Source organism: Mycobacterium tuberculosis H37Rv (assembly GCF_000195955.2).
In the GTDB taxonomy this organism is placed as follows: Bacteria; Actinomycetota; Actinomycetes; order Mycobacteriales; family Mycobacteriaceae; genus Mycobacterium; species Mycobacterium tuberculosis.
The window spans coordinates 1,950,631-1,967,676 of the sequence record NC_000962.3; the positions used below are offsets into that span (position 1 = coordinate 1,950,631).

Consider the following 17,046-nt stretch of genomic DNA (forward strand, 5'->3'; position numbering starts at 1 on the left):
ATTAGCGGAAATATGACTCGTCCCAGGTATCCATACGACGCTTGCGTACCTCGGCGAGCTTGTGGTCAAGCGCCGCCTGCTCATTTTCGATGGCACGACCGGCGTTTCTCACGGCGTTGTAGACGGCATCGTCCAGTTTGCATAGATCCTTTGCGGACACGTCGGTCGATACGAAAACCGAGAACCGAATACGGTCGTCGAGCAGCGAAATGTCGATCTTTGGTGATGGTTTGAGTTGGCGCTGGAAGTGTTTGGCTAGTGCTTGGATCCAATACTTTGGCCAATGCGGCACCGGTCTCAGATCGTAGACGATGATGGCTTGCTCGCCGTTGTAGACGCCGATGGGCGCTTCCGCTCGGCTGAAGCATGGTCGCCGCAGGTTCCGCAGGTCCTGGAGTTCGTTCTCTTCATTACCCACCATGAGCCTCCGGCATCTGGTCTACGGACACCACGGCTTGCCGCATGGCTGGGGCGAAGGGACTCCAAGCCATCCAGGATGGGAACGCGCGCCGCATCGCCGGCAGGCCGTCCAGTTCGATGCGCTCGGCGGAGATCTCGGCGGCCAGTGTGCTGCGGCCGCTGTAGACCCGATACAGATCTCGAGGATGGCCGCGCACCGTGAGGTCGACAGGTAGGCATGGATCGTGCAGGCACACCGAGATGTCCCCAGGTTCCAACACGAGCCAGGCCCACAGTGGCCGCTCGCCGTGGTAGCGGAACTCCACCACCACCCGCCGGCCGGGAAGGGCCTCGGTGTTGACGCGCCGGGAGATCCACAACGTGAGTAGTTCGGGGTCGCATTCGGCGGGAGTGGGGTCGGCCATCAACCAACGGGAGACCCAGTCCCCCAGGGTCTGCAGCACGGGGCGTAGCTCCTCGCCGGCCACCGTGAACCGATAGCCCCCGCCCGTGTGTTCGGGGACCGCTTCGATGATGCGGTCGTGCTGAAGTCGGCGTAGCCGCTGGGCCAGCACCGAGCGGGAGATGCCGGGCAGGCCCCGCTCGATTTCGGTGAACCGCAGCGGGCCGAAGAGCAGCTCCCGCACGATTAGCAGCGTCCAGCGGTCCCCCAGCAGCTCCGCCGCCCGCGCTACCGGGCAGTACTGGCCGTACGGCTGCACGACACCAGGCTAGTCGCCATCCCTGGCTGCGTGGTTCGGAATTCGAACTTCCCGCACCCCCTGTGGGAGGCGTAACGCTTGGTGCTGGAGGTGAGAGGCGATGACCGCGACGCTGACCAAGACGCTGGGTTCCCTCGACGATTTCAGGGGAACGCTTTGTGTCCCCGGTGATCCGGACTACCCCAGGGTGCGGGCCATCTGGAACGGGCAGGTGGCCCGCGAACCGGCCTTGATCGCCACGTGCCACGACGCGTGCGATGTCCGAACGGTGCTGCGGCGCGCGGTGGACGCCGGGATGGTGACCGCGGTACGTGGCGGCGGGCACAACGTGGCCGGCACCGCGCTGTGCGACGGCGGCGTGGTGATCGACCTCTCGGCGATGCGGGCCGTCTCGCTGGATCCAGCGACTGGGCGGGTACGGGTGCAGGGTGGTGCCACGCTCGCCGATTTGGACCACGCCACGGTCCCGTTCGCCCGGGTGGCCCCCGCCGGGATCGTCACCACCACCGGTGTCGGCGGGCTGACGTTGGGCGGCGGGGTGGGTTGGACGACTCGACGTTTCGGACTGAGCTGCGACAACCTGGTCGCGGTGCGGCTAGTCACCGCCGCCGGCGACTACCTAAGCGTCGACGACGAGCGCGACCCGGAGCTGATGTGGGGCCTGCGGGGCGGGGGCGGCAATTTCGGCATTGTCACTGAATTCGAATTCGCCACCCATCCGTTCGGTCCGGTCGCCGTGGCCGGCTTCGTCGTCTACCGGCTGGATGACGGGCCCGCGGTGCTTCGCGGCTACCGGCAGTTCGCCGCTGCGGCACCCGAGGAGGTGACCACGATCGTGGTCTTGCGCCACGCCCCGCCGGCACCGTGGATTCCCGTTGACCAGCGCGGCAAGCCGGTGGTCATGATCGGCGCCGTCCACACCGGGAGCATCCAGACCGGGATCGAAGCGCTGCGACCGGTCAAGTCCCTCGCCAGACCCGTCGCCGACACCGTGTGGCCGACCCCGTTCCTGGCCCACCAGGCGGTGCTGGACGCCTCCAACCCGGCCGGTCACCGCTACTACTGGAAATCCGACCACTTGGCCGAGCTGAACGACGAGGCCATCGACTTGCTAGTTGAGCAGACGGCGCAGCTGTCCTCGCCGGACAGCCTCATCGGAATCTTCCAGCTCGGCGGCGCCGCCGCTCGCGGCGGTGAGCGTTCCTGCTTCCCGAGCCGGCACGCGCGATTCATGGTCAACTACGCCACCCATTGGACCGAGGCCCGCGAGGACGACCTTCACCGCCAATGGACCCGCGACGCGATCGAGGCGCTGGCCCCGTACGGGCTGGGCACCGCGTATGTGAACTTCACCGCCGACGACGCACCGATGCACGTCGAAACACTTTACAGCACAACGGAGTTCAGTCGTTTGGTGACCCTCAAGAACCGACTCGACCCGGACAACGTGTTCCGCAATAACCACAACATCCGCCCCTCGGCATGAGGGGGCCCAAGTTGACCGTAGGAAGGACGATCATGGACCTCTATTCAAACCTCGTCGAAGCCGAACAACGCCTGGTCGCGCTGGTTTCGTCGATAGAAGCCGACAGCTACTCCTCGCCGACGCCGTGCGACCGCTGGGACGTGCGGGCGCTGCTCAGCCACGCGCTGGCCTCGATCGACGCCTTCGCGGCGGCCGTCGACGGAGCACCCGGACCGGACATGGCGCAGGTGTTCAGCGGTGCCGACATCGTCGGGGACGACCCCCTCGGTGCGACGCAGCGGATCACCCGGCGGTCGCAGGCGGCCTGGTCGACCGTGCGCGATCTGAACGCGGAGCTGTCGACCTTCATCGGCGTGATGCCGGCGGGGCAGGCTCTTGCGATCATCACCTTCTCCACCGTCGTCCACGGTTGGGACCTAGCGGTGGCCACGGGCCAGGCCGGCGAACTCCCGGAGCACCTGGCCGAAGCGGCCCAACAGGTGGCGGCCGAACTGGTTCCCGTCCTGCGTCCGCGGGGCCTGTTCGCACACGACGTCGACCTAGCGGGGGAAGCCACGCCCACTCAGCGGCTCGTCGCCCTTACCGGACGGAAACCGCGGTGAGCTGCGTTTGGTTGTCGCGTTCGATCATTCTGGCGGCGTAGGGCTCATGGATCCGACGTAGTAGGTTTCCCGCCCGGTTGGGTATCCGCCGCCGTCGGTGGCGATATGGACGTGGTCGTAGTGGTTGAGGGTTTCTGAGCCGTAGTCCGCCGTCCAGCTCGGCGCGCCGATGCCTGGGTAGTAGCCCTGCCGCCAGATCACATGGAGCACTCCCCATCGTTTCGCATTCGCCAAGGCAAGTCCGGCGACTTGGTTGCCGAGCTGGATACCCTCGTCGCTGTGATGGTTCGGGATCATCACGTCGATCGCTAACCCGTTGGGATGCCACTTCAAGGGATCCTGCCTATAGCCAAAGATGTTGGTGATCTGAGGAAATAGCACAGAGACGGCACGGGCTACCCAGATCGTCTTGACCTGCAACCCCTCTTCCGACGCAACGCCAGCAGGTAGCGCGAACTGGAATTGCTGGGCAGCGACAGGCGCGCTTGCCGCCAACAAGTCCGCTTCCGTGGGACTGGCGATGCGCGGTGCGTTGGCCGGCGCAGAGTCGGGGCCTGTCGGGATTGCCGCCGGGGTCTCGCGGCAGCACGTATGCTCTGCGCCTTGGGCATAGAGGATGGCGGCAGAGACGACGAGCGAGGCCGCGATTGCCAACCAGCGGCCCCGGCCGTTGGCCAACACGCCTTTGCTCACGAACAGCACTTTAGTGTGTCGTGTGCGACGCGTGTGGCAACCTTTGCTATCGATTGGTTGCAGACCCGCGTTGTGCGCACCGGGCAAGCCGTTCACGCTCATCGCCAACCCGCTGCCGTCGGCGGTGAAATGGAAGAGTGGTCGGTCAGGCAGCCGCTGATGAAGATGGTGTCGTCGTCTGCAGCGCGCACATCGAGACCGCTGCGCCGGAACAGTTCTGCCAGCGACACGCCTTCGGGTTGCCAGCCCTTGGCGGCGAGGTAGTCGAGGACGTGGTTGCGTGGGCCGGTGTAGACCAACGAAGCCAAGTCGACGTCCACGCCATGACAGCGGAACGGGTTGGATATGGTCCGCGCTCGTTCGGCGCTGAAATCCGCTATACCGGTAACAAATTCGGTGGCTACCATGCTCCCGGGCGCGCTGAGTGCGGTGATGTTGTCGAACAGCCTGTCTTGAGTTTGCGGCTTAAGATATATCAGTAACCCCTCGGCCAGCCACGCCGTCGGTGCTGCCGAGTCAAACCCGGCGGCTTGTAATGCCGTCGGCCAGTCTGCGCGCAAGTCGATGGGCACGGCGCGCCGGATGGCGGAGGGTTCGGCGCCCAGGTCGGCTAAGGTTGTCGTCTTGAACTCCATCACTTTTGGTTGGTCGATCTCGTATACCACCGTCCTGGTCGGCCACGGCAGCCGGTAGGCCCGGGAGTCCAACCCGGACGCGAGGATAGCGACTTGCCGAATCCCCCCAGCGGTGGCGTTAAGGAGATAGTCGTCAAAGTATTTGGTGCGGACCGCGTTTCCGTACACCATTGCCTGCGCCACGGCCGGTGAAACGTCCGCGATCGTCGACATGTCGAGTTCACCGTCCATCATCTTGGTGAACAAATCCAGCCCCACCGCACGGACCAGGGGTTCGGCGAACGGATCGTTGATCAAACCGCGCGGATCCTTGGTGGCCAGCGCACGCCCGACCGCGACAATGGTCGCGGTGACGCCGACGCTAGACGTCAGATCCCAGTTGTCGTCGTCGGTGCGGGCCACCAGCCCACCCTAGTCTGATTGCCCGGTTCCTCCTCGCGCCGCAAACGGCGCGCATCGTCACCGGGCGTCGTCTGATTGCCCGGTTCCTCCTCGCGCCGCAAACCAAGCCGGCTGGTGCTGTGCTATTGGCGTCGGAACAGACGGCCGTGCTGGCTACAGAACCAGGCGATGTTGCCGTCCGGCCCGCGCACGAAGTTGGAGCGACTGCCGGTGGGCTTGTTGTCGGGTCCAAGGTCGAGCCCATAGTCGGGCCGATAGAAGGCGAGGCCCAGATTGGCGCTGTTTTGGCCATCCGGGTTGGCATCGTCGGTGCTCATGCTTCCAGCAAGCTGGCCGTCCCTGGCCCGGAAGTCGATGACCGTTGTCTCGAGGTCGCCATTTTGGGCGACTTGCTTGGCGATGTACCGGCCCTCGTAGGGCGCCAGGTCGACGGCACCAAGGCGTTGCGGCGTGGCCGGAAGATTGCTGAGCCCGGCGAATCTCTGCAATGCCCAGTCGGATGCGAAAAGGTCGTTGATCATATGAAATCCGCCATCAGAGTTAGTGAGCACGGTCATGGCGAAGTTTCGATCGGGCACCATGACGAACCCAGAGCGCTGCCCCTTCCAGGTGCCGCCGTGCTCAACGATGGTCACATTCTCCGCGGAGGGCCGCAGCATCCAGGTCACGCCCATCCCGGTCAGTTCCACCCAAAGTGTTCCGCCCGCCCCAGGGTTAGAGCGCATTGCCTTCAGCGATTGTCGGCTCAGAATCTGCTCACCGTTAGGCGCCCTGCCGTCGCCGAGGTGGAACTGTGCGTAACGCAGCTGATCTCGCGCTGTGGACATCAACCCACCGGTGGGGTTGCAGCTGCGCGGGAATGTCCAAAAGTCAGTAACGGCAATCGGTTTGCCGTCGACCACGCTATGCGATGCGGCCACATTCAGACCGATTATTTGGTCGGAAAAGTAGCGCGTGTGAGCAAGCTGCAGCGGGTCAAGCAACAGCCTCTGAACCGTAGATTCGTAGGTTGTTCCGGCGACAAGCTCGATGATGCGGCCCGCAACCACAAGACCTGAATTGTTGTACGCGAACGCGGTTCCCGGAGGGGTGAGCTGCGGTAGGCGTGTCATCGCCTTGACATAGAGCGCCACCGCGTCATCGCCGCGCCCAAAGTCCTGCCCATTGCGACCATCCCAGCCTGCGGTATGGTTGAGCAGTTGGCGAACGGTAACCGTAGCGCTGGCTGATTCGTCGGCTACCGCGAAGTCGGGGATGTAGCGGCGCACAGGTGAATCCAGGTCCACCTTGCCTCGCTCGACCAGCCGCATCATCACCGTACCTGTGAAAGTCTTTGTGGTGGAACCGATTCTGAAGACAGTGTCGCCGTCAACAGGCATCGGATGGTCGACATTGGTGACCCCGTAGCCTTTGACGTATTCTTGCCCGCCGGCCCAGACAGCAACCGCGACGCCCGGAATCGCATAGGCCTTCATGCCCGCGTTGATTTTTGCATCGAGTTCGTCGAACGCTGCACCAGGGTCTGCGCAGTTGACAGTTTCAACCACTGCAGTGGCGATTTCGTGCGGCAGTCGATCTAGCGCACGCACGTATTCGGTGACGACCGCGCGCCCATGGCGCGTCCCGCACCGCGTGCCGGTCGGCGTCGCGGAACTCAAGATGATCGGCGGACACAAGGACCGCGGCGACCCGGCCGGTGGCGGCCGATCTGAACAGCTTCGTGGGGGGATCCGCTTCGTCAACCAACGCGGAAAGCATGGCTTTGGCCTTCCGCGGTCGCGTCCACATGAGTGTCAATATAGCTGGACTAACATGAACATCGCGAGGCCGGTTCTTCGTGGTAACGTGCCGGGATCCCAAGGGACTGCCGGAAGCGAATTTGGTTGCGCCGCTTGGGGCGTCGCGAGAGATTCGGCAATCCCCTGGCTGGAGGATCCCGTTCAGCCAGGGCGTAGGCGCTGCGGCGTGCACGGCTTGGCCCCACAACCCGTATTGATGCCACCTGAACAAGAAGAACCCGGCATTCGTCGAGAATGCCTTTGGTCACCAATCGCAGGCCGATACTCTGTGCCCTAGACACCCGCATTTCTTCGAAAGAGGTGACGATATGCCTGCACCCTCGGCCGAGGTTTTCGATCGCTTGCGTAACCTGGCCGCGATCAAGGACGTCGCCGCACGTCCGACCAGGACGATCGACGAGGTCTTCACCGGCAAGCCGTTGACTACGATTCCGGTCGGCACGGCCGCGGACGTCGAAGCGGCATTCGCCGAAGCTCGCGCGGCGCAGACCGACTGGGCGAAGCGTCCCGTCATCGAGCGAGCTGCAGTCATCCGCCGCTATCGCGACCTGGTCATCGAGAACCGCGAGTTCCTCATGGACCTCCTGCAAGCCGAGGCGGGCAAGGCCCGATGGGCGGCGCAAGAGGAAATTGTCGATCTGATCGCGAACGCGAATTATTACGCACGAGTCTGTGTGGACCTGCTGAAGCCCCGTAAGGCACAGCCGCTGCTGCCCGGGATAGGCAAGACCACGGTGTGCTATCAACCGAAGGGCGTGGTGGGGGTGATCTCGCCGTGGAACTACCCCATGACGCTTACGGTGTCGGACTCGGTGCCCGCGCTGGTGGCCGGTAACGCGGTGGTGCTCAAGCCGGACAGCCAGACGCCGTATTGTGCGCTCGCGTGTGCCGAGCTGCTGTATCGGGCGGGTCTGCCGCGAGCGCTGTATGCGATCGTGCCCGGTCCGGGCTCGGTGGTGGGCACCGCCATCACCGACAACTGCGACTACCTGATGTTCACCGGTTCATCGGCGACCGGCAGCCGCCTCGCCGAGCACGCCGGCCGCCGGCTTATCGGTTTCTCGGCCGAACTTGGCGGCAAGAACCCCATGATCGTGGCGCGGGGTGCCAACCTCGACAAGGTCGCCAAGGCGGCCACCCGTGCCTGCTTCTCGAACGCCGGCCAGCTGTGCATCTCCATTGAGCGGATCTACGTCGAAAAGGACATCGCCGAGGAGTTCACCCGGAAGTTCGGCGATGCGGTGCGGAACATGAAGCTCGGCACCGCATACGACTTCTCGGTCGACATGGGTAGTTTGATCTCCGAAGCACAGCTGAAAACCGTGTCCGGTCACGTGGATGACGCGACGGCCAAGGGCGCCAAGGTGATTGCGGGCGGCAAGGCTCGACCCGACATCGGGCCGCTGTTCTACGAGCCGACCGTGCTGACCAACGTCGCACCCGAAATGGAATGCGCGGCCAACGAGACGTTCGGGCCGGTGGTCTCGATCTACCCGGTCGCCGACGTGGACGAAGCCGTCGAAAAGGCCAACGACACCGACTACGGGCTCAACGCCAGCGTCTGGGCCGGCTCCACCGCGGAGGGCCAGAGGATCGCCGCCCGGCTGCGGTCGGGGACGGTGAACGTCGACGAGGGGTACGCGTTCGCCTGGGGCAGCCTCAGCGCGCCGATGGGCGGGATGGGCCTCTCGGGGGTCGGCCGCCGGCACGGTCCGGAGGGCTTGCTCAAGTACACCGAATCACAGACGATCGCGACCGCCCGCGTGTTCAATCTCGATCCGCCCTTCGGCATCCCGGCCACAGTCTGGCAGAAGTCACTGTTACCCATCGTGCGCACCGTGATGAAGCTTCCCGGCCGCAGGTGACGGCGCGGCCTAGCGCCACTTGATGCCGCACCCGATCGACGGTCGTTGGTCGGGGTTGACTGGCCGCCCGGCGAGCAGGGCGTCGACCGCGGCCCGGACGTCGGCGGCCGTCACCGGTCGGCCATTGCCCGGGCGGGAGTCGTCGAGCTGACCACGGTAGACAAGTCGGCGCTGGCCGTCGAAGACGAACGTGTCGGGTGTGCAGGCCGCGGAGAAGGCGCGGGCGACGTCTTGGGTTTCGTCGTAGAGATACGGGAACGTCCAGCCGTGGCGGCGGGCCTCGGCGACCATCTGATCGGGCCCGTCCTGCGGGTAGGTGACGACGTCGTTACTGGAGATACCGACCATCGGGACGCCTTGATCGGCGAGGTCCCGGCCGAGCGTGGCCAATCCGGCGGCGACGTGTTGCACGTACGGGCAGTGGTTACAGATGAAGGTGACGACGAGGGCGGGACCCGTGAGCTCGTCGAGGCTGACCGTGGCGCCGGTCGCCGGCTGGGGCAGTGTGAACGACGGCGCGGGGGTGCCGAGGGCGAGCATGCTGGATTCAACGGCCATGCCGTCCAGAGTACGGTCGCGGTCCAGCTTGGCGGAGCCCTGGTTGCCGCTACCGGACGGTTGTCACCGCTGCGTGCAGAACAGGCTGTCGATGTCGTGTTGCCAACTGGCGTTGCGAACGCGGATCAGAATCGCCCGAGTGAGCGCCAGCAGGGCGCCCGCAACCGCGGCGACGCTCAACCAGAGTCCCAAGGCGGCCAGGGCCGCATCCGCAATGGCACGGGCCGGCGGAGCTGGTTCATCGACCAGCTGACCGGCACTGTCGACCCAAATGCCGACGCGGTCACCGGATTTGGTTCCCGGCTTCGCGTTGACCTCACCGCTGCGTTCTATTCCGTTCACGACCCATCGGGCAGGCACGGTGATCTTCGTGCGCGGCGGCGCTGACGTGGCGGTCGTGTTGCTGTCGATCACCCCCTCGTGATCGATCACGGTCGCGGTTGCGGGATGGCGGGTCTGGGCCTGGTGGGCATAGACGTGGCTGCGGGAATCCTGGACTGCGGTGCCGGCCGCGGCGGCGAACGGGATAGTCAGCAGCGAGACCGTGACGGCCAGCAGCATGACGACCGCCTCGAGTCGATCCGTCCCACGCACCAGCGGATTGCGGCTGAACACCCGCAGTATCGTCCGGCACGGCAAGCGCAGCCTAAACGTGATCATGGTGGCTCCTTCACGATCGCGGGTTGTGGCGATCATCGCTGTGAATTGCTCGTGGCTCCTAGGGTCGTTCGGCCTTGGGGCTGGGGACGTCGGTCACGAATGGCTGGGCGCCGTGCATATCGGGTGAACCGGGCGTCGAACAAGCGAAGTTTTATTGTCGGATAAGGGACTTTCGCCCCTTCCCGCCTGCTGTGTTTGGTGGCAGTATTGGTGATACCGGGGAAACCCGGTGATCTGCCCGAAGTGCTGGGCGATTGAGCGGGTATGTACACCCGGTTTGACCTACCGTCCCAAGACGGGGCTACCGCCTTCGGGCAGATCCTCATCCTGTTACTGCGGCGCACCGCGTCAGCTCGTTGATCGACAGGAAGAACAGCGCGCCGCGATGGTCATCGCTGCAGCCGTGGTCAGCGGGCAGCGTAGCCAGCACGGTCGTCATGACGTGGATCGCGCCGTCGACGGCGCAAACTCGTTGTGCCGGCTTGCCGAAACTGACCAGCGCGACCTGAGGTGGGTAGATCACCCCGAAGACCGCGTCAACCCCCTGGTCACCGACGTTGGTCATGGTGATCGTGAGGTCCGATAGCTCCGAGCCCGGGGACTTCGGTCCCCAGAGCCCCCGACTTGGATCAGTGGTCGGATATCGCTCGATGACAGCGATGAGCTCTACACAACTGGCCGAGGCCAGAACACGAGGTTCGCCCGCGTGCTCGGACCATATCTGGTCGTTGTCACCGCCACGGCGCTAGCGCACGCGTCGTCGCGGACGTCCCGCTTGTTACGGGCGATTGGTGGCCAGGCGGTCATGGTGCTGATGGCATTGTCGGGCGGTATCTCAGCTACATCGGCTGGTTTCGACGAAACGCTCGAACTTGGTGGTCGAACGACCGCGGCGGGCGGCAGATGATGGCATGGGTGTCATCAGCGGCCCCGATGGCGTGCGATGACCGGCCGCTGCGGCCGATGGTGGCGGCTAGGTGGTGCAGCATGGCAACGAAGGTGATCGTCCACACCGCCAACGCGACCCAACCTTCGAATTCGCCGATGCTTTCGACGATGGGCAGATGGGCGGCCAGGCCGAGACGGTATGCGCCCACGCCGTACATGCCGAGCGGGAACACGACGCTCCACAACGTTGCCTCGTAGCGCAGCGGGACACGGTGGACGACATGTTTCCATATGCTGGCGGCGACCAGCGGTGGGATCAGCCACGGTCCGAAGGCCCAGAACACCACCGACGCTCCCGCAACGAGTCCGCTGGTGACGATAGCCATTGGTGCATCAGCCATTTCGACGATGTGGGCGCCGGCCAGCACGGTGATAGCCGTGGCGCCCATCGCCACCCAATAGGGCGGGGTGAGATCCGCGGGCCGCAGCGGGTAGAGCAGCAGGCGGGCGACGACCAGGCTGCCGACAGCGACGTACAGAAACACGCCTACTGACCAACTAATCGCGTGCCGAGCACGTCGGACGCAGCGACAAAGGTGAACATCCCAAATCCCCGGCGCGGATCAGCTAGGTCGTCGGCGAATTCTTTGCGGAAGATGACGATTCGTGTCGTGCTCACCGCGATCAAGACAGCATAGGCGGTGCAGGTCACCCACAGCAGGACGACGGAAAGGGCATACGTCCACCCGCACAGGCGGGTGACGACAGGGCCGAAAGTCGTGTCTCGCATCGAAATCGACGCCAGCGCGGACTTGTTCGACGAGTAGACGTGTCGCTAACGTCGATCTCGATGGGCAGTCCTGTCCGCTCGCCGAAGACGCACTCCCGTCACCACCCGCGCCGCCGCGGCCGCGTTAGCACCAGCTCCTCGCGGCTGCGGTAGATGATGTACGGGCGGAACAGATAGCCGATCGGGGCGCTGAACGCGTGTACCAGCCGGGTGAACGGCCACAACGCGAACAACGCCAACCCGATCAGCACATGGATCTGGTAATACAGCGGAGCCTCGGCCATCAGGTCCCCGCGCGGTTGCAGTACCCACACCGAGCGGAACCACACCGACACCGTCTCGCGGTAGTTGTACGCCTCGCCGACAACGCCGGAGCCCAACGCCGTCGCACCCAGTCCCGCGACGATCGCCGCCACCAGCACGAGGTACATCACCTTGTCGTTGACGGTGGTAGCCATGAACACCGGCCCGCGGGTGCGCCGCCGGTAGATCAGCAGGGTAACGCCGGCCAAGGTGGTGATGCCGGCGATCGACCCCAGCACGACGGCCTGCACGTGATATGCGCCCTCGCTCAAACCGGCGGCCTGAGTCCACGACTGCGGGATCACGAGCCCGATACCGTGGCCGACGATGACCACCAGGATGCCGAAATGAAACATCGGGCTGGCGATCCGCAGCAGCCGCGACTCGTACAGCTGGGACGAGCGGGTGGTCCAGCCGAATTTGTCATAGCGGTAGCGCCACCAGGAGCCGACCGCGACGATCGTCATCGTCACATACGGCACGACGGTCCAGAAGAGTTCGCCCATCATGTCACCCGTCCGGCATACCGCGGCCACCGTGTGTGCGTATGGCAATGCGGCCTCGGTCAGGGCATTGCACAGCGCGGCGATGGGCACCCGGTACCCGCTCAGCAACCGTCGCCCCGCCTCGGGGTCGACGGTCGCGGCGAATTCGAGCACCACCGGCAGGAAGTCCGGGGTCTCGCCGCGCGGTGGTGCGACGTCGGTGCTGCGGTAGGTCTGGGCGAAGGCCAGCATCTCCCGGCCGCGGTTGCGGGTGTCGCCGGCGGTCCAGTAGGTCAGGTACAGGGTGGCGCGGCCTCGCAGGTCGAAGGTGTCGACGTAGCGGGTCGCCGCGGTCAGCGGATCGGCACGGCGCAGCTCAGAGACCGTGCGCCCCAACAGATCCGCGGCCGGACCGTCGATGTGGGCCAGCAATTCCTCTGCGGTGCCGAGTTGCCGTGAGTTCGGGTAGGTCAGCAGCACCGAGGCGCATTGCCACACCACGTCCCACCAATCTCCGGACTCCGGCACGTCGGTCTGGTCGCCGAACACCTGCGGGGAGGCCACCGGCAGGTCGGCGTACCAGTCGTAGAACGACGTCATCACCCCGCCGATTAGCTCCACGAACCGCGACCCCGCGGCGTGGCTCACCATGGACATCGCCGGGATGGGGGAGAAGCCGGCAACCCGGTCCGGGCCGTATGTGGAGATGGTGTGCACGTGGGCGGCGGCGATCATCTCGGTGGCCTCGGCCCAGCTGACCCGGACCAGCCCGCCCTTGCCGCGGGCGCGCTGGTAGCGGCGGCGCCGCCGCGGGTCGGCCTGGATGTCGGCCCAGGCCGCCACCGGATCACCCAAACGTGCCTTCGCCTCCCGATACATCTCGACAAGCACGCCGCGGGCGTACGGATGGCGCACCCGCGTCGGCGAATACGTGTACCAGGAAAACGCCGCGCCGCGCGGGCAGCCGCGGGGCTCATACTCGGGCCGGTCCGGGCCCACCGACGGATAGTCGGTCTCCTGCGTCTCCCAGGTGATGATGTCGTCTTTGACGTAGATCTTCCAAGAACACGACCCGGTGCAATTCACCCCGTGTGTGGAGCGGACCACCTTGTCGTGGCTCCACCGGTCTCGATAGAACACGTCGCCGTCGCGGCCGCCGCGGCGGGTCACGGTACGCAGATCCGCCGAGATCTCACCCGGGATGAAGAACCGGCCGCTGCGTGCAAGCAGCTCCTCGATGCGGCTGCCGGTCCGTGGTGTCACCGTCACCTGGACGCCTCCTCACTCACCGGCTCCCGCGCGTGCAGCGCGGTGTAGGTACACGCGACCAGCGCGGTCGCCACCAGCAGCAGCAACCCGACCGTGTAGTCGTTGTCGACCGGGTCGTAGGTCGCGCCCATCACCAGCGGCGGGAAGTAACCGCCCAATCCGCCTGCCGCGGCGACGATTCCGGTGACCGAGCCGACCGATGCGGCCGGGGCGCGGCGGGCCACCCACGCGAACACGCCGCCGGTGCCCACGCCGAGGCAGACCGCCAGGGTGATGAAGGTGGCCGCCGACCACACCTCCGGCGGCGGCTGCAACGCCGCGGCGAACGCCAGCAGCGCGGTCCCGGCGAGCGAGGCCAGCACCACGTGCCTCGGTGCGATCCGGTCGGAGAGCCACCCGCCCACCGGCCGGGCCAGCACCGCCGCCAGGGCGAACCCGGCGGTGCGAGCGCCCGCGTCGACCGTGGAGAACCCGTAGATCGTGGTGATGTAGGTGGGCAGGTAGTTGCTGAACGCCACGAACCCGCCGAACACGATCGCGTACAGAAACGACATCTCCCAGGTCACCGGCAACCGTGCCGCGGCCTTGAGCCTGGGCAGCACCGGGTCGGCGTTGGGCCGAAAGTAGGGTGCATCACGAAGCACGACCATGGCCACCACGGCGGTCGACGCGAGCGCGGCCGCGACGATGGCGTGGGTGGTGAACAGGCCGAACCACCGTACAAACCGCGGGGTGAAGAACGCCGAGAGCGCGGTGCCGACCATGCCCATACCGAACACGCCGGTGGAGAAACCGCGCCGCGCCGGCTGGTACCAGTTGTTGGCGAACGGGATGCCGACGGCGAAGATCGTGCCGGCAACGCCCAGGAAGAGCCCGAAAAACACCAGCAACGCGTAGGAGCCCATGGTTGCCGCGACCCCGACCGCGAGCACCGGGAGGATCGACGCCAGCGTCACCGCGATGAGCATGGCGCGCCCGCCGAAGCGGTCGGTGAGCGGCCCGGTGACGATGCGGCCAAGGGCACCCACCAGGATCGGGGTGGCGACGAGCAGCGACGCCTCGGCGCTGGACAGTGACATGTCACGCGCGTAGCTGGTCGACAGCGGGCCGATCAGGTTCCACGCCCAGAAGTTGACCACCGAGATCCAGGTGGCCAGCACGAGATTGGCCGCTTGCCCTCTCATCGACACGATCCGGGGTCTCGGACTCCGGCGAACTCCGCGCCCCGCCCGGACAGCCATGCGCTAACCCTGGCTTCGATGGCGCCGGCTCAGTTAGGGCCGGAAGTCCCCAATGTGGCAGACCTTTCGCCCCTGGCGGACGAATGACCCCAGTGGCCGGGACTTCAGGCCCTATCGGAGGGCTCCGGCGCGGTGGTCGGATTTGTCTGTGGAGGTTACACCCCAATCGCAAGGATGCATTATGACCAGCGAGCTGAGCCTGGTCGCCACTGGAAAGGGGAGCAACATCATGTGCGGCGACCAGTCGGATCACGTGCTGCAGCACTGGACCGTCGACATATCGATCGACGAACACGAAGGATTGACTCGGGCGAAGGCACGGCTGCGTTGGCGGGAAAAGGAATTGGTGGGTGTTGGCCTGGCAAGGCTCAATCCGGCCGACCGCAACGTCCCCGAGATCGGCGATGAACTCTCGGTCGCCCGAGCCTTGTCCGACTTGGGGAAGCGAATGTTGAAGGTGTCGACCCACGACATCGAAGCTGTTACCCATCAGCCGGCGCGATTGTTGTATTGAGGGTGCCGGCGCGTTAGCGCCGACGGAACGCCTGCACTGCGGTAGGCAATGTCATAAAGATATGGTCTTCGCCAATCTTATCGAGAAGACTGGCGGCCCTGAGTGATTCACGCAAGTCTTGTTTGACCCGGGCCATGGCGAACACTATTCCCCGACGCAGCAGCTCGGTGCGGAGTTGGTCGAGCGCATCCAGCGCAGTCAGGTCGACCTCCACATTGGATTCGGCGTTGAGTACGAACCACTCGACTTGCCCCGGATCCTGATCGACCACGGTCAGTGCTCGCCTGCGGAAGTCTTCGGCATTGGCGAAGCACAACGGCGCGTCATAGCGATACACCACCAGCCCGGGCACGCGCTTGGCCTGCGGATAGTCATCGATGTCGTGCATGCCGGCAATGCCCGGCACGAACCCGAGAACGCTGTCATGCGGATGTGCGACCCGACGAAGCAGTTCGAGGATGGACAGGGCAACCGCGGCGAGGACTCCATAGAACACTCCTAGGCCTAACACGGCTGCTGTGGTGGCTAGTGCCAGCATGAGTTCGCTGCGCCGAAACCGCGCCAGTCGCCGGAATTCTGACAAGTCGATCAAGCGTAGCGCGGCATATACCACCAAAGCGCCCAGAGCGGCGATCGGAAACATGGCCAGCAGCCCACTCGCGAAAACCATCACGATGACAACAAGCCCCAACGCGATCAGCGAGTACAGCTGGGTGCGGCCACCGACGACGTCGGCGAGGGCGGTACGGCTGCTGCTGGAACTCACCGGAAAACCGTGTGTCAGCCCGGCGGCGATGTTGCAGGCCCCGACCGCGCGCAGCTCGGCGTTGGCATTGACTTCCTGACCTCGACGAGCGGCGAAGGCGCGTGCGGTCAACACACCGTCGGTGAAGGTAACAATCGCGATCCCGGCAGCCGGAATGATCAGTGCCCGCAAGTCTTCCACCGAAACGGGCGGCACACCCGGCGTCGGCAGACCGGAAGGTATCCGACCCACAATCGCAATACCTTTGGCATCCAAGGACATAACGGCCACTAGCATCGTGGCCGCAAGAACCGCGATGATCGGTCCGGGGGCGCGCGGCGCCCACCGCGTGAGCATAGTTAGCAGCGCTAGGACAGACATGGCTAACACAAAAGTCGGCCAGTGAACTCGCGTGACGCTAGTCGCGAAAGAGTGTACTTCGCTGAAGAATTCGTTGCCTTCGACCGAGGTGCCGGTGATAGTGCCGAGTTGGCTGGAGATCATGACAAGCGCGATGCCGGCCATGTATCCGACGAGCACCGGCCGCGATCGCAGGCTGGCGAGGAAACCTAGTCGCGCCGTGCCAGCGAGTAGGCAGATAAGGCCGACTAGCAATCCGAGGGTTGCCGCCAGAACGGCATAGCGTCGAAGATCCCCGGCGGCCATCGGAGCGAGCACGGCCGCCGTCATCAAGGCGGTGGCGGATTCCGGGCCGATTGAAAGCTGCCGGGACGATCCGAGCAGTGCGTAAATGGCAAGCGGCGCGATCGACGCCCACAGCCCGGCTGCCGGCGGTAGGCCCGCCACGGTCGCATACGCCATCGCTTGCGGGATCAGATAGGCGGCCACGGTCAGGCCGGCGAGGACATCGCCGCGCAGCCAACGCCGTTGGTATTCGCGGAACTGCACCACCCCTGGTGCCCAGCCGGCCGATGTCATCGTGGGAATCATTGTCCGACGGCTGGCCGCTTAGCTAGAGTCGGTCTAGAA

The 17,046-nt window shown here is 65.3% G+C and carries 17 protein-coding genes and 2 other RNA genes; 5 read left to right on the forward strand and 14 right to left on the reverse strand.

Going from position 1 to position 17,046, the window contains the following annotated elements; genetic code table 11:
* Position 1 precedes the first annotated feature (1 nt).
* Both Rv1724c and Rv1725c read right to left on the reverse strand, forming a co-directional pair.
* Positions 2–421 carry a hypothetical protein gene (locus Rv1724c; RefSeq protein ID NP_216240.1) on the reverse strand — a complete coding sequence of 140 codons (420 nt, stop codon included), beginning with the start codon at positions 419–421 and terminating at the stop codon, positions 2–4.
* The gene (locus Rv1725c; protein NP_216241.1) at positions 411–1,121 is read right to left on the reverse strand and encodes a hypothetical protein; all 711 of its coding nucleotides are present in this window, start codon (positions 1,119–1,121) and stop codon (positions 411–413) included. Before Rv1725c ends, Rv1724c begins: the two co-directional genes overlap by 11 nt.
* Before the next feature lie 100 nt (positions 1,122–1,221).
* Here Rv1725c and Rv1726 point away from each other — a divergent pair, with 100 nt between their 5' ends.
* Positions 1,222–2,607, forward strand: a complete 1,386-nt coding sequence (locus tag Rv1726; RefSeq protein NP_216242.1) for an oxidoreductase — start codon at positions 1,222–1,224, stop codon at positions 2,605–2,607.
* Positions 1,661–1,873, reverse strand: a non-coding RNA gene (AS1726, locus tag RVnc0047) — Putative small regulatory RNA. The genes Rv1726 and AS1726 overlap by 213 nt on opposite strands.
* Before the next feature lie 32 nt (positions 2,608–2,639).
* On the forward strand, positions 2,640–3,209 hold the full coding sequence (locus Rv1727; RefSeq protein ID NP_216243.1) for a hypothetical protein: 570 nt from the start codon (positions 2,640–2,642) through the stop codon (positions 3,207–3,209).
* Between the two features lie 24 nt (positions 3,210–3,233).
* Here the strand turns inward: Rv1727 and Rv1728c are convergent, their stop codons facing one another.
* From Rv1728c to Rv1730c, 3 genes are all read right to left on the reverse strand, one after another.
* On the reverse strand, positions 3,234–4,004 hold the full coding sequence (locus Rv1728c) for a hypothetical protein (protein NP_216244.1): 771 nt from the start codon (positions 4,002–4,004) through the stop codon (positions 3,234–3,236).
* Positions 4,001–4,939, reverse strand: a complete 939-nt coding sequence (locus tag Rv1729c; protein ID NP_216245.1) for an S-adenosylmethionine-dependent methyltransferase — start codon at positions 4,937–4,939, stop codon at positions 4,001–4,003. Before Rv1729c ends, Rv1728c begins: the two co-directional genes overlap by 4 nt.
* Before the next feature lie 122 nt (positions 4,940–5,061).
* The gene (locus Rv1730c; RefSeq protein ID NP_216246.1) at positions 5,062–6,615 is read right to left on the reverse strand and encodes a penicillin-binding protein; all 1,554 of its coding nucleotides are present in this window, start codon (positions 6,613–6,615) and stop codon (positions 5,062–5,064) included.
* 431 nt (positions 6,616–7,046) lie between these two features.
* Here Rv1730c and gabD2 point away from each other — a divergent pair, with 431 nt between their 5' ends.
* Positions 7,047–8,603: a succinate-semialdehyde dehydrogenase gene (gene gabD2, locus Rv1731; RefSeq protein NP_214748.2), complete on the forward strand. Its 1,557-nt coding sequence runs from the start codon at positions 7,047–7,049 to the stop codon at positions 8,601–8,603.
* 9 nt (positions 8,604–8,612) lie between these two features.
* On the opposite strand, the gene Rv1732c is transcribed toward gabD2, so the two are convergent.
* A complete protein-coding gene (locus Rv1732c) occupies positions 8,613–9,161 on the reverse strand; it encodes a hypothetical protein (protein NP_216248.1) in 549 nt (182 codons plus the stop codon).
* A 63-nt stretch (positions 9,162–9,224) separates the two neighbouring features.
* Positions 9,225–9,857 carry a transmembrane protein gene (locus tag Rv1733c; protein NP_216249.1) on the reverse strand — a complete coding sequence of 211 codons (633 nt, stop codon included), beginning with the start codon at positions 9,855–9,857 and terminating at the stop codon, positions 9,225–9,227.
* 179 nt (positions 9,858–10,036) lie between these two features.
* Here Rv1733c and MTS1338 point away from each other — a divergent pair.
* Positions 10,037–10,153, forward strand: a non-coding RNA gene (gene MTS1338, locus RVnc0036) — Putative small regulatory RNA.
* Here MTS1338 and Rv1734c read toward each other — a convergent pair.
* From Rv1734c to narK2, 5 genes are all read right to left on the reverse strand, one after another.
* Complete coding sequence (locus Rv1734c) at positions 10,144–10,386, reverse strand: hypothetical protein (protein ID NP_216250.1); 243 nt, start codon at positions 10,384–10,386, stop codon at positions 10,144–10,146. The genes MTS1338 and Rv1734c overlap by 10 nt on opposite strands.
* Before the next feature lie 274 nt (positions 10,387–10,660).
* On the reverse strand, positions 10,661–11,158 hold the full coding sequence (locus tag Rv1735c) for a membrane protein (RefSeq protein ID NP_216251.1): 498 nt from the start codon (positions 11,156–11,158) through the stop codon (positions 10,661–10,663).
* Between the two features lie 98 nt (positions 11,159–11,256).
* Entirely contained in the window at positions 11,257–11,499 is a 243-nt protein-coding gene (locus tag Rv1735a; protein ID YP_009030033.1) for a hypothetical protein, read from the reverse strand.
* A 98-nt stretch (positions 11,500–11,597) separates the two neighbouring features.
* Positions 11,598–13,556 carry a nitrate reductase-like protein NarX gene (narX, locus tag Rv1736c; RefSeq protein NP_216252.1) on the reverse strand — a complete coding sequence of 653 codons (1,959 nt, stop codon included), beginning with the start codon at positions 13,554–13,556 and terminating at the stop codon, positions 11,598–11,600.
* Positions 13,553–14,740: a nitrate/nitrite transporter gene (gene narK2 / locus Rv1737c; RefSeq protein ID NP_216253.1), complete on the reverse strand. Its 1,188-nt coding sequence runs from the start codon at positions 14,738–14,740 to the stop codon at positions 13,553–13,555. Before narK2 ends, narX begins: the two co-directional genes overlap by 4 nt.
* A gap of 286 nt (positions 14,741–15,026) precedes the next feature.
* On the opposite strand from narK2, the gene Rv1738 reads away from it, so the two are divergent.
* Positions 15,027–15,311, forward strand: coding sequence for a hypothetical protein (locus Rv1738; protein ID NP_216254.1), 285 nt, complete (start codon positions 15,027–15,029; stop codon positions 15,309–15,311).
* 13 nt (positions 15,312–15,324) lie between these two features.
* On the opposite strand, the gene Rv1739c is transcribed toward Rv1738, so the two are convergent.
* Positions 15,325–17,007, reverse strand: coding sequence for a sulfate ABC transporter permease (locus Rv1739c; RefSeq protein ID NP_216255.1), 1,683 nt, complete (start codon positions 17,005–17,007; stop codon positions 15,325–15,327).
* Between the last annotated feature and the right edge of the window lie 39 nt (positions 17,008–17,046).